The sequence below is a fragment of the Paenibacillus sp. sgz302115 genome, assembly GCF_056120445.1.
In genome coordinates this window covers 1-13,649 of sequence record NZ_JBVYOK010000008.1, presented here as the reverse complement: position 1 = coordinate 13,649, position 13,649 = coordinate 1, and the positions used below count along the sequence as shown (strand labels likewise).

The window sequence follows — 13,649 nt, the reverse complement described above, 5'->3', positions numbered from 1 at the left end:
TCAAAATGATGTCGGCTTAGCTGTATTATAACAGGGGGTTGAAGGTGTCTCTGTGACAGATGTCACACTCAACCCCACTCATCACATTTTTTCCAAAAGAATCCGCGAACCCCCGCCGCCCTGCTCTGCCGGCACGATCACCAGCTTGCGCGGCAAGCGGGCCCGCAGCTCGGGAACGTGGCTGATGATGCCGACCGACAACTGATCATTATGCAATCTTTCGAGAGAAGTAATAACTGTATCCAGCAAATCCGGGTCGAGTGTGCCAAAGCCTTCATCCAGAAAAAAGAATTGCAGCGGATACTGTCCCCGTAGTTGAATCTGCGCCGATAGGGCCAGCGCCAGCGACAGGGAGGTCAGGAAGGTTTCTCCCCCGGATAAAGTCGAGACCGGACGTCTCACTCCCCCGTTTCCGTCATCACGGATGACAAAGCCCCCGCCGGAGTCCACCTCCAGCGCATAACGCTGTTTGCTCAGGAAGCGCAGCCGCTGCGAGGCGGCCTGGCATACCTGCATCAACTGCTCCTCGGCAATGTACTCCACAAAGGCATTGCCGCGAAGCACTGTCTGCAGCTTGGACAGCCGATCCTGGAGCGAGGCATGCTCCACACGCTCTCCTTCAAGCTCCATCCAGCGGATGTGGCGGTGCTGCAGGTCCTCCAAATCACGCTCCGCGCGCGCACGGCTCTGCAAAGCACTCTCGTCTTCTTCCTTGCATCTGCGCAGGGTCTCTTGGCTTTCCTGCCATTCCTCCCCGCTCACGAAGGCTCCGCCCAGCTTCTCTTCTATGCTCCGAAGCTGCAATGCGACTTCTGCTTCATCGTCACGATGAGCCTTCACACGGGCAGCAGCCCCGGTGCGTTCTTCCGGCGACAAGGCTGCTCCTTCCACCTCTGAAGCCGAAGCAAACGGAGAAGATTGCAAGCTGTTCTCCCACTGGGCTGCAGCGGCTGCGCAATGCTCGCGGGCGGACTCCGCCGCCTGGCGGGCAATAGCCGCCTCCTTCACCGCATTCTGGGCTTGTTCCGCCGCCAGCCGGTGGCCCTGCTTGCTGCTCTCCAGCGCAGCCTGCAGCGCCTGCAGGCGCTTCTCACACTCCGCCAGCAAAGCGGCAGCGGAGCGGCCGCCTGTCCATTGCTGCAGGCGCTGTTCCTTCTCCTGCTCCAGCGCCTCTTTGCCCTCAAGCTGAGCATTCCACTGCGCCAGTTCCTTGTCAAGGCTGGCTATTTCCTCCTGCAAGGCCTGTACGGCAGCGCTTTTCTCCTCCAGGAACTTGACGCTGATCTCCAGTCTTCCTCTGATATCATCGGCCTGCTCGTCCTTCTTCAGCATTTCACGGTATGCCTGCTCCGCAGCATCCGGCTCCAGTTCAGGAAAGAGCCGGCTCCACTCTTCACGCAGCGTTGCCAGTTGCCGGCTCTGTTCACCGGTTTTGGCAGTGATGCCCTGCAGCCAGCCTGCTTCAGCTTCCACCCCGGCAGCTTCCTTGTGTCTCATTTGCTGCTGCTCCTGCATAGAACGCTGCCACTCCACCGCTGTACGGCGCAGCTCCCCGGAGCGGGCCTTCAGCCCGGCAAGCTCAGCTTCAAGCTGAGCCAGCGCCACCTCATCTGGGACAGGTGAGGTGGTGGAGAAAGGATCAGAAACAAAGACTCCAGAGGAGTCAGAAGAAGCTGAACCTGCCGTGGGATTGGAAAGACCTGCGGCGACTGAGAGATCAGGAAATGCTGGAGATGCCGACAGATGGGTAGGAGCAGCAGCGACTGACGGATCAGAAGCATCGGGCAAAGCTGAGAGTTCAGATGCATGAGATGCTGACTGACCAGTTGCGACTGAGAGATCAGATGGTGCATGAGATGCCGACAGACCAGGAAGAACTGTAGCTTCAGTTCCGCTACTCCGCTCCAGTCCTGCAGCGGCAGGCGACTTCATGAGCTCCGCAGCTCCTTCGCCATAAACCTGCTCCAGCCATGCCCCGGTCTGCTCCAGCAAGTTATGGAACTGATGGCGGACTTCGAGCGCACGTCTGCCCAGTGTCCGGCTGAGCTCAAGCCGGGCTTCCAGCTCTTCCTGCGCGCCGCTGTCTTCCTCCAGCGCAGGCAAGGGGTGATGGGGGCTGCCGCAGACCGGGCAAGGCTGCCCATCCTGAAGTTCACGGGCGAGCGACAGCGATAGCCTGTGCAGCTCTTGCCCTTTGAGTGCCGCCGCCACTGTGCTTCCATGAAGCTCCAGGCTGTCCACGGCGGCTTCTGCTGCGGCCTCTCCGGCGCGCAGCTTCTCCAGGTGCAGCGCTGCGGCGGCGATCCCCCCGCCGCGCTGCGCCTCCAGCGACTGCCGCCGTTCCTCGGCGGCAGCAAGGCGCGCCTCCGCCGCCGCGAGCACCGCGGCGCGCTCAGCGCGCTCCCGTTCCGCCGTCTCCCACTGGGAGGAGGCGGAACGCAGGACCTGCAGCCGCTGCATCGCATCCTGCAGCGACTGCCGCTCCTGGGAGCGGACCGCGAGCGGCTGCAGACTCATCTGCAGCTCTTGCTGCCGCTTTTGGCCCTTGGCCAAAAGCTCACGCTCCCGGGCCATGCCCTCCCGCCGGGCAGCCAGCCCGCGGGAGGCCTCGTCGCGGCGCTCCAGCACAGCGGCGCGCTCCTGCCGCAGCCCGCGAAGCTCGGCTTCCAGCTCGAGCGCGCGGCGGTACGTGCCCTCCGATTCCCGGAGGGCAGGCTCCTCTGCGGCCAGCGCGGCCTGTGCCGCCGCTTCAGCCGCTGCCAGCCCCGCCGCCTGCCGCTCGGCAGCGGCGGCGGAAGCCTCCTGGCCCTCGGCCCGGGCCAGACGGCTCTTCCAGGCCTCTTCCGCGCTGCGCCAGGCCTTCAGCGCGGGCAGCATCTTCTCGGCTTCGTCAGATTTGCCGAGCTTCTGCTCCAGCAGGAGGATGTCCGCCTCCTGCGCGAGCAAACCCCGCCGCTGTTCTTCGCGGCGGGCACGCTCATCCTGCAGCTCGCGGATTCGGGCGTAGCGTTCCGCCCGCTGCACCGCCTCATCCAATCTGAGGCGGCAATCCGCAGCATGGCGGGCCGCTGCCTGCAGGCGTTCGGCCGCAGCCTCAACGTCTGCCTGCCCGGCGCTGCCGAGTCCCTGCTGCTCGGCCTCCAGCGCCCGCAGCGCCGCCTCGTTCTCCTTAACCCGGCGGCTGAGCTTCAGCGCCAGCCCGTCGCCGTACTGCTCCAGATGAAAGAGACGCTGAAGCATCTGTCTGCGGTCTACGCCGCGCAGCGACAGGAACTCGGCGAATTTGCCCTGGGGCAGCACCACGGCACGGGTGAAGTCATCCATTTTGAGTCCAATATGCTCTTCCACACATTTCGTCACATCCGCGAGCTTGTCAGCCATCACCTGGTCGCCGTCCGCTGTAACCTCGATGAAGCGGCTGATCGTATTGCTGACCGTTTGATCCCCGGTGCGCTTGAATTTACGTTCGACCCGGTAACGGCGCGGCCCGGCAGCGGAAACAAGCTCAAAAGTGAAAGCCACGCTAAGCTGATCCTCGGAATGGTTCATGATGCCCTGAGTCCCATTCACTGCACGTTCTACTTTGCCATACATGGCCAGTGTGATCGCATCCAGCAGACTGGACTTGCCGCTGCCCGTCGGTCCGAAAATGCCGAACAGCCCGGTCTCGGTCAGGCTCTCAAAATCAATCTCCTGCTGCTCTCGATAGCTCTGCAGCCCGGCTACTTTTAATAGAATCGGCTTCACCTTAGTTCTCCTCCCCTTCTGCAGGCTCGCGCCGGTCTTCTTCCGCCAGCTCCAGGAACAACTCAATCAGGCTGTCCTCAGGCTCCGCCCCGCCGGTCTGCCGCTGGTAGAACCTGCGGAACAGCTCCTGCACCGGCATGCGCGAACGGGACAGCTCCTCCAGTTCCTGCTCCATCTGCGGATAAATCGGCCGGATGTGTATAATCCCTTCGCGCGATTTACGCAACCGCTGGATATCATTCAGCGACATCGCTTCCGTCAGGCGAAGCTCCAGATCAATAAAGGCCTCAGCATCCCTGCCTTCATCCAGCCACTTGTAGACCTCCTGCAGTCCGCCGGAGGATTTCCATTCCACTAGCGGACGGCCGCAGCGGAGATAGATTTCCTCAAAAGATGGCTCGCCGCCTGGAGCAACCTCAATCATCGCCACCGATTTGGCCTGCCCGGCTTCCGAGAAGCTGTAAGCGAGCGGGGACCCGCTGTAGCGGATCATGCCGTCGCCTTTGACCCGCTGGGCGCGGTGGAGATGTCCAAGCGCTGTATACTGGGCGCCGCAGGATAGCGCTGAGGGATCTACGGTGTACGCCCCGCCGACCTGAATCGGCCGCTCCGAATCGCTCTCTACGCCGCCAAGTACATAGATATGGCTCATCGCCAGATTCACCGTCTGCGGCGAAAATTCCCGGCCCAGCAGCTTCATCAGCCTGCCGACCCGGGCGCTATAGGCGAGACGCAGTTCCTCCTCTGCACTGTCTCCGGCGAGCAGTTCACCGAGCCGGGCTTCGGAGGGGTAGGGGAGAGCAGCGATTTTGGCGATTTCTCCTGTGCGGACAGCGTGAACCGTCACCGGCTCCGAGGTAGGCAGGCCCACCAGAGTAATGCCCTGTCTGCGGACAAGCGGGGACACGGAAGCTACGCGCTCCGGCTGATCATGATTGCCCGAGATGACAACGAGCGGCCTGCCGTTCGCCGTCAGTCTGGCGGCAGCATCGTAGAACAATTGCTCCGCCGCTGCCGGAGGATTCACTGAGTCATAGACGTCACCCGCCATTAATATAAGATCCGCCTGGGAGGAATCGGCAATTTCCACCAGCTCATCAATGAACTGCTCCTGCTCCTTCTGCCGGCTTCTTCCTTCCAGCGTCCGGCCAAGATGCCAGTCCCCCGTATGCAATATGCGCATGTTCGCCCTCTTTTCCCCGCCAATCACGCGGCATTAATAGATTGATAGATTCCTGCACAAATTAAACTTAGATTTTCATATTGGGATCTGGTCGTAACTGCGAGAAAAGTTTGGACTTCCGGCCACTGTTATGATTGAATTTCCTGATTGAAAACGCTGGGCGCAGTAGAAATCCAAATATAGCCTATGCCTATGATGCCAGCTTTCCTACGGAAAGCTCTCAGGCGAACGCTGCCGCTCCGTAAGTATCCAAACTTCCCGTCACTTCTACCCAGGTCAATCGCTTACGGATTTTTTTGAACACCTGTGCTCAAATGCTTCAGGAATACATGGTTGCGGAAGCTTTTATCCTATTTGCCAGGTTCTGAGGTGGAATTTCCCCACTTCCCCTCCTCACTCCAACAACGGCATTTCTGCCGTTATTCCTGGTCAGACCACCCAATCTCGCTCCAACAACGTCATTTCTGCCGTTTTTTCTGATCGGACCACCCAATCTCGCTCCAACAACGGCATTTCTGCCGTTATTTCTGGTCAGACCACCCAATCTCACTCCAACAACGGCATTTCTACCGTTATTCCTGGTCAGACCACCCAATCTCGCTCCAACAACTGCATTTCTGCCGTTATTTCTGATCGAAGCACCTATTCACGGTTCTCCTTGTTTTACCTGTTTCTAGTTCATTTTGTAAGCGATAGCCCTGCACTTCTACCCTTTTTATTAGACAAACCCAATTCTAAATTTACAGCCTCACAGCATGTCCGCCGTCAAAAAAGTACAGCCAGATCTCACTGACCGGCTCGCCCAAAATATCAAGCAGCGCCTTGCTGTACAGCTCCAGTTGAAAACGGTACTTCTCCTTCAAAACCTCCAAGCCGCCCGGGTGCCTCTGTACCGAATCTGTCTTGTAATCCAGCAGAATCAAACGTCCCTCTTCGCGGAACAGACAGTCGATCACGCCCTGAATCATGACGGATTCCCCAAAGGCCGTGCTGCCGTCAGGAGCTTCAAGTCCCGAAGCCGCTTCACGCAGATAGGCAAGATCACTGTAGGCTTCACTCGCCGGGACCATGTAGCTGAAGGGCTGCTCTCTTCTTTTCCAGGGAGCCTTCAGTAGTCTACGGCCGATTTCCGCACTATAAAAAGCCTCTACTTCAGCTAGCTCAACCGCTTCGGCCTGCTCATCGCTTAGAATCGCAAGCCGTGTTAGGCGTGCCACTGTAGCTTCCAGCACAGCGCGGTCCACCGGCCCCTCCAGCGGAACATGCTGCATAACCATATGATAGGCCGTTCCCCGCTCCGCAGGCGACAAGCCCCGCTTCTCCATAAATTTCGGGCGCTGCAGATGCAGGCTGTCTCCACCTGCTCTACTCCATACAGACTCCCCTGCTCTTGCCGCATGCTGAGCCTCCTCCAGCAAGTCGTACGAAGGCTGCTCCTGCATGGACAGCATGGCCTTAAGCTCCGTTACGGAGGTTTTGGCTGGAATGCCGGAAGCGGCAGCATATGGGTACGTCCACTTCAATCTTGCGGTGATTTCCGCCTCTGCAGGAGTACTCTTGGAAGGTACACGGCGGCCGTGCCGCATGGCTTCAAGCATTGCATACCGCTCTTCGTCCGTCTCCGCATTACCATCCTTGGCCAGAACAGACCCGGAGCTGAGCTCAGAGGCGTTCAAGGTTGAAATACTCCAGTTGGAAGCATCCCGATGCAGCACTGTAGATACCGGTCCTTCGGCTCCGGCCAGCTTGCGCAGAATAGCCGCACCCGGGTGGCGGATCAGAGCCGGTCCCACCCAATCCAGATAGCTGCGGCCACGGGCCAGCAAATGATCCGCCAGCAGCAATTCCTCACGGTCCTGCACGCTGCTCCAGCCTGCAAGGGTACGCGGCAAATCTCTCACCGTGCCGACGAGGATCATTTTGTCGCGCGGCCGGGTTAACCCGACATAGAGCACACGCATTTCCTCCGCGAGCAGCTCCAGACGGGAACGGCGGTTAATAGCCAGATAGGGCAGTGTCGGATAGCTGACCCGGGTCTCCCGTTCCACAAAACGCGGCCCAAACCCAAGCTCCTTATGCATCAGGAAAGGGGAATGCAGATCCTGGCGGTTAAATGGCTTAGCCATTCCGGCCAGAAATACCACAGGAAACTCCAAACCCTTGGACTTGTGAATAGTCATAATTCTGACGCCGCCAGCTTCTTCGCCTGCTCCTCCGGCCACACCAAGGTCTCCTCCGTTTTCCCTCAGCCGGTTAATAAACACCAAGAAACGGAACAGCCCGCGCGAGGAGGTGTCATTTTCAAACTGTACCGCCCGGTCATACAGAGCGGTAAGATTATTCTGGCGCTGGAATCCACCCGGCAGGCCGCCAACCCATTCCAGATAGCCGCTCTCTCCATAAATACGCCAGATCAAAGTACTGAGACTGCCCTGGCGTGACGCATTTCTCCAGCCATCAAGCAGCATCAAAAATTTCTTAAGCTTCGCCTGAAGCTTCAAGGAAATCTCCGGCATGGCGGCAACGCCCGCGTTCTCCGCGCCGCTGCTTCCCGCGATTCTTGCTTCATCAGCCACAATTAAATGATCTATTACAGCAGCCGTCCCGGCTTGGGCTGTTCCCGTCTCATTTCCTGCCGCAGGCTGCACTCCCGCAGCCGCCAGCACAGCATCGAAGAACGAACCGTTGCTGCACAGCCGCACCGCCGCCAGCTCTTCTTCGCGCAGGTTCACCACAGGAGAACGGAGCACCCCGGCCAGCGGAATGTCCTGGCGCGGATTGTCAACAATCTGCAGCAGCGATAGGGCAACTTCGACCTCGGTCGCCTGAAAATAGCCCTTCGTCTGGTCTCCATGCGCCGGGATGCCTTCAAGCCGCAGCTCCTCGATCATCAGCGGTGTCCAGATCCGCGCGGACCGCAGCAGAATCACGATATCACCGTACACGACCGGCCGCATCATGCGCAGCGCTTTATCATAGATCAGCAGCGGCTCGCCGCCGGCCATGCCGGTCATCTGCGAGATGCGCCGGACAATGGCGCGCGCCTCAAGCTGAGCGGTTTCGCTCTCAATAGCTTCATTCTCCTGCGGAGGAAGGTCTCCATCCTCAGCGGCTTCCTCCGCGCGTCCGGCGGACGACGTTCCCCGGTCGATAATGAGCAGCTCGGGGGCAAAATAAGTATCCGGCCCCTTGTCCTCCGCACCCGGGAAGCTTGCTCCATAGACCAGCTCCGCACGCTCGTCGTAGCTTATTTCGGCAACCGTGCGGTCCATGATCTGCCGGAAGATCATATTTACAGCATTTACAACCTCCCGGCGGCTGCGGAAATTACGGGCCAGATCAATGACCGAGCCCCCCGCAGACTTAACCGGCCTAGTGCCTTCTCCAGTACCCTCCTCCGCTTCGCTGCCATCTCCGCCTGAACCGAAGCTCTGGTATTTATCCAGGAACAATCCCGGCTCGGCCAGCCGGAAACGGTAGATACTCTGCTTCATATCTCCAACCATAAACCGGTTGCCCGGCGATTCGCGGGAGATCAGCCTTACGATCTCCTCCTGTACGCTGTTCGTATCCTGATACTCGTCCAGCAGCACCTCGTCGAACTGGTCACGGTATTCCATCGCCGCATCCGAAGGTACGGAATGGCCGGGTACAGAATCCTCATGACGCAGAATCTGCAGACAATAATGCTCCAGATCGCTGAAATCGACCAGTCCCCGGCCTGCTTTCTCGGCACGGTATCGTTCTCCGAACTCAATCACCGTTTCGGCCAGCTCCTGCATCAGCGGAGCCGCCTCATGCAGCTCTCTCAAGAACGTCTCTGCTGGACGTCCAAAGAGCGACTTTTGCAGCTCCAGCAAGCTTTTCTTCACGCTGTCGCGCAACTCCTTAACCGTCTCCTGCAGCCCGGGGTCCGTCGAATCCTTCTTGCAGGCCTTCAGCTTCCCAAACGATATTTCTATAAAAATATCATACAGCTCCGCCCACGGGCGGAACTCCAGCGCCTCTTGCAGCGACTGGACCATGTCCAGATCCGCCGCCAGATTCTCGGCATAAGGAGCCGGTCCGCCAGGCTGCAATGCGATTTCCCGGCCCTGCTGGAGCTGGCTTACAGCCCCGTCCAGCGTCAGCTTCGCTTCCGCCAGAATGCTCTGCACCCAAGGCGTACGGCTTAAAGCCTCCGTATCCGGCAGCGAGAAATCTGCAGCCGTATCCCGCAGCCACTCTGCCGGCCAAGGATGGCTGCGCGCAAAATCGTGCAGACGCTGCACCAGCGCATGCACGGCATCATCGCTGCGCTCGCCGCTGAACCAGTCAGCCAGCCGTACAAAGACAGTATCTTCCCCGTCCTCGCGGACTTCTCCATACTTCTCTTCCAGCAGCTCCTCCAGCAGCTCCTGGCGCATCATCTCCGCCTCATGCTCATTCAGAATCCGAAAGCCCGGATCAATCGGAATAAGCTGGTAATAACGCCGGATCACCTCCAGGCAAAAGGAATGCAGTGTCGTGATCGAGGCTTTGCCGAGCAGAGCAAGCTGGCGGCGCAGATGCTCATTGCCCCGGCTTCCTTCCCCATCCCCGGACTCCGCTTCCTCCAGCTTCCGTTCCAGCGCCTCACGGATGCGCTGGCGCATCTCGGAGGCGGCAGCCTTCGTAAATGTGGCTACCAGCAGCCGGTCCACGCTGAACCCGCTCTCCCCGCTGCTGATTTTACGGATAATCCGCTCCACCAGCACCGCCGTTTTGCCGGAGCCTGCCGCCGCCGCGACCAGGATATCGTCACCGCTCTCGGCAATGGCACGCCACTGGTCGTCGCTCCATAGGCTTCCTTCCGGCTTGGGCTCGATTTCAGCTCTCCGTATCATGGCTTCTCTCCTCCTTCGCGGGACAGCAGGTCCCAGATAGCTTCCTTGCCCGGCTTGCCCAGATTGTTGTAAGCATTGCCTTCCACGGCCTCATCGAACTGGCATACCGGCCGGAAAGCGCAGAAGGTGCAGGCCGTTTCCTGCTGAATGCGGTAAGGCGCAATCGCCACATCGCCTTCGGTAATGCGTGTCCCGATATCGGAAATCGTGCTGCGCACCGAAGACAGCAAATGTCCCCACTGCTCGGGGGTAGCCACCGAAGCGCTGCTGTAGAAGCTGCCATCGCTCTTTAGCGCCACTGGCACAATTGAGGAATATCCCTTGTCGAGCGTAGTATCCATAAGCGAGACCACTTCACGGTCAGCCGTCAGCAGGCCCTTCATTTTGAAACGCTTGAGCAGCTCCTGCTCCGCCTGCTCGCGGTTCATGCCGTTCGCCGAAGTCAGCAGCGGATCATGCACGTGAAAATAAAGTGTTCCGGCCGGCAAAGCGGTTTTGCCCAGCCACTGCTCTGAATAGGTAAGCAGCACATCCAGGTAGGTCAGCATTTGCAGCGACAGCCCGTAATACACCTCGTGCAGCTTAAGATCCTTCTGGCTTGATTTATAGTCAATGACCCGCAGCAGGACACCCTGCTCGCCTTCAGCCATGTCCACCCGGTCAATCCGGCCGACCACTTCCATGACACAGCCGTTTGGCAGGGTGATTCTCAGCGGCGGCAGGTCCTTGCCGGGACCAAAATCCAGCTCCAGCCCTACCGGCTCAAAGCTGCCCCGTCTGGCATGCTCGCCCAGAATGACGGAGGCGCGGCTGACGATGCTCTTGAGCTTGCGGGAGATATAGCTGTAGCGCTTGCTGCTCATCAAGATTTCGCCCTGTAGGAGCGGCGAGAGCTTGTCCACGGTCTCGCCCGCCTCACGGCGGCATTCCTCCGCCGTCAGACTGCCCCAGCCGCGGCCCTGCTTCTGCAGCCGCTGCGCCATATCACTGAGGGCGGCGTGGAACAGCTGCCCAATATCCGGTGCCTGCAGCTTGTATAGCTGGCGCTCCCTCAATCTCAGGCCATAGGAAGCAAAATGCGAGAAGGAGCACGCGGCGAACTTCTCCATGCGGGACACGCTGCCGCGCAGTGTGGTTCCGCCGTAAAGCCGCAGACTGGTCTCCCGTTTCAGCCGGATTCCTTCATTGCGGTAGAACAGTGAGCCGAGCAGGCTTTTCAGTTGCGGTCCATGCACCTCGTCCGCAATAAACCAGTTATATACATCCCACCACATTTCAGGAATCTGGGCGCCCTGGCGCCACTGCCGAAGCTGCAAAATCAGCATGCGCAGCGTCTGCTCCGGCGCTCCGACAAAGCTCATATGCAGAGCTGCGGCCGTCCCGGCTTCGCCAGCCGCTCCAGCCGCTGGGAACCCGGAAACAAACTGCTCCTTAAGCGCCCCCGGAAACATCCCCTGCAAATGCCGGATAATTTCAGATGGCAGATGGGCTTTGCCCTCATCATCCGCAGTAGTGTAGCTTACCCAGAGCTTGCCGCTTGCCGCAGTGAGCGCATTGTAAATCAGAAAACGCTCATCCAGCAGCTTGCGGGACGCACCCGAAGCTAGCTCCATTCCGGCATTCTCCAGCAGCAGACGCTCTCCTTCCGAGAGAATACCGTCATCCTTGAACTGAGCGGGAACGACACCTTCATTGAACCCCAGCAAAAAGGCGTACTTCACACCCGATACCCGGGTCCGGTCCATATTCCCAACCAGCACCTGATCCAGCGCAGGCGGGACCAGCCCCATTTTCAGCTCAGCCAGTCCGGTCTCCAATACCCCGGAGAAAACGTCAAAGTCCATTCGTTCCTTGCCCATCATCTCGGCAATCTGATCCAGCAGCCCCAGCACCGCTCCCCAGAGCTGACTGTGCTCGCGGGCCGACTCAGGCCGTCCAGCCTCTAATGCCTCCACACCCATCCGCTCCAGCTTGCGCGCCGCATCCGTATCCTGAAGCAGAGCATATACTGCTTTACATAGATCCAGGCCGCTGCGGCTTTTCTTAACCAGCTTCTCAAAGGCTTGCAACGGGCCTGTAATAATTGCCCGGCAGGCCTCCATTCTCGCCAGTTGCTCCTCGTCCACGACTCTCTCGCCTTCCAGCGAAAGGCTGGGTATTCCTTTCCAGGAACGTCCATCCGTCCAGCGGTAGCCCTGAATGCCGCAGGCCAGCACATAGTTCTCCAGCTCATCCATATCCTCACGGGTCACGCTATGGTCAAGCGGAAGCAGCAGCTCGGTCTTCACACAGCGGAACACATCCTCATAACGCCAGCGGCGGCGGACCACATCAATGGCAGAGCGGATAAATTCCACCAGCGGGTGATGCAGCTCATTCATCTTCTGGTCAAGGAAGAAGGGGACGCCGTAGTCCTGAAACAGCGGAACCACAAGCTGCTCATAATCGGCAATATTTCGCATAAACACAGCCATCTCGCCATATTTCGCCCCTTCGTCACGGACAAGCCGGATCATTTCCCGAAGGCTTCCTTCAACCTCGGCCCTGCGCGAAGCCGCCGCAGTGAGGGTAATAGCATCCGCAGCCTCTGCAGCCTCGCCGCTCCAGCGGTTCCGGCGGCCGAAGCCCCGCTCCAAATGGGCGAGAACCGGACTTCCGGCAAACCGCGGCAGCACTTGCGGAGCGAGCTGCTCGTCCCATACCGCCTGGCCCATCTCCTCGGCCATTCCACGCAGCTTGATGTAGGTTACAGCCGCAGGATGAAACAGATCCAGCTCATGCGGCTGCATCCCCGAAGGATAAATCCGGTCCAGGGTCAGCGCTATCGTCACACTGGAGGCATACTGCATCAGCTCGCGGAGTACGATAAACTCCTGGGGAGTAAAGCCATGAAAACCATCCACCCAAATCTCCGCTCCGCGTATGTATGTGGATTCCTTTATATGCTCAGCCAGCTCATTCAGCCGGTCTTCCTCGTCAATGTACAGCCGGGACATCTCCTGCTCCAGCTCGCTGAACACCAGATGCAGATCATCCAGCTTGCTGGCAAGAATCGGACTTCTTAGGGTGGAGTCCCGCATCCTTGACAACTGCTCCTCCAGATCGGCTGCACCCAGGCAGCAGCGCTTCAGCTCCGTGTGCAGCTGGCTCAACCGCTCCACAAACCCCGGTCTGTCACTCGATGCGCCGAAGAGCTTCAGCTCCTCCTTGCGGCGGCTGATAATCCGGTAGATAAGCATCTTCTTGCCTTCTTCTGAAATGGGCAGACTGGCGCTGCCTCCGGTTTCCTGCCGTACCCGGTAAGCAAGCCGCGAGAAGCTGAGCGTCTGCGCCCGGACGCTTCCCCGCACCTTCCCCGCTGTTAGCAGTCCGCGCTCCGCTCCAAAGGAGCCTTGCTCCGGAACAAGCACAATAATCGGCGCGCCCAGCGGCTCCTGCTCCAGAGCGGAGGTTACTTCCCTCCATATTTTCGTAGTCTTTCCGCTGCCCGAGCGGCCTGTTAACAAGGTTACCGGCATAACGACAAGCTCCTTCCGTAGCTCTGCATTTCTTCGTCCCATTATTATAGCATACTAACAATAACCGGAACATGCGTTTGCCATGAAATTCAAGAAACTTACAGTCCTTCTCTGCACAAAAGCACAAAAAAAACGCCGGCAGATCATTCCCATGAGGAACAACCTGCCAGCGTCGTGCCGTTATTGTTACACCGCTTACAGTATATAGCCGAGAAAGCCCAACGTCTTCAGGCATGGGATGAATCGGCTTAGGACAAGGGCTGTCTTTGGACAGCTTAATTGTCCTACATGGTTTGATCTGATATAATCAAAACAGGTGTTCGCTCTTTTGAAAAC

4 protein-coding genes are annotated in these 13,649 nt (G+C 58.9%); all 4 read right to left on the bottom strand.

Annotation, left to right across the window (positions count from 1 at the left end):
* Window positions 1-81: 81 nt before the first annotated feature.
* Window positions 82-3,747 (bottom strand): AAA family ATPase, encoded by a 3,666-nt coding sequence (locus tag AC0LWN_RS16515; protein ID WP_474667142.1) that lies wholly within the window; start codon window positions 3,745-3,747, stop codon window positions 82-84.
* Between the two features lies 1 nt (window position 3,748).
* Window positions 3,749-4,930, bottom strand: a complete 1,182-nt coding sequence (locus AC0LWN_RS16510) for an exonuclease SbcCD subunit D (RefSeq protein ID WP_474667140.1) — start codon at window positions 4,928-4,930, stop codon at window positions 3,749-3,751.
* A 740-nt stretch (window positions 4,931-5,670) separates the two neighbouring features.
* Window positions 5,671-9,795 (bottom strand): UvrD-helicase domain-containing protein, encoded by a 4,125-nt coding sequence (locus AC0LWN_RS16505; protein ID WP_474667138.1) that lies wholly within the window; start codon window positions 9,793-9,795, stop codon window positions 5,671-5,673.
* Complete coding sequence (gene addB / locus AC0LWN_RS16500) at window positions 9,792-13,313, bottom strand: helicase-exonuclease AddAB subunit AddB (RefSeq protein WP_474667136.1); 3,522 nt, start codon at window positions 13,311-13,313, stop codon at window positions 9,792-9,794. Before addB ends, AC0LWN_RS16505 begins: the two co-directional genes overlap by 4 nt.
* Between the last annotated feature and the right edge of the window lie 336 nt (window positions 13,314-13,649).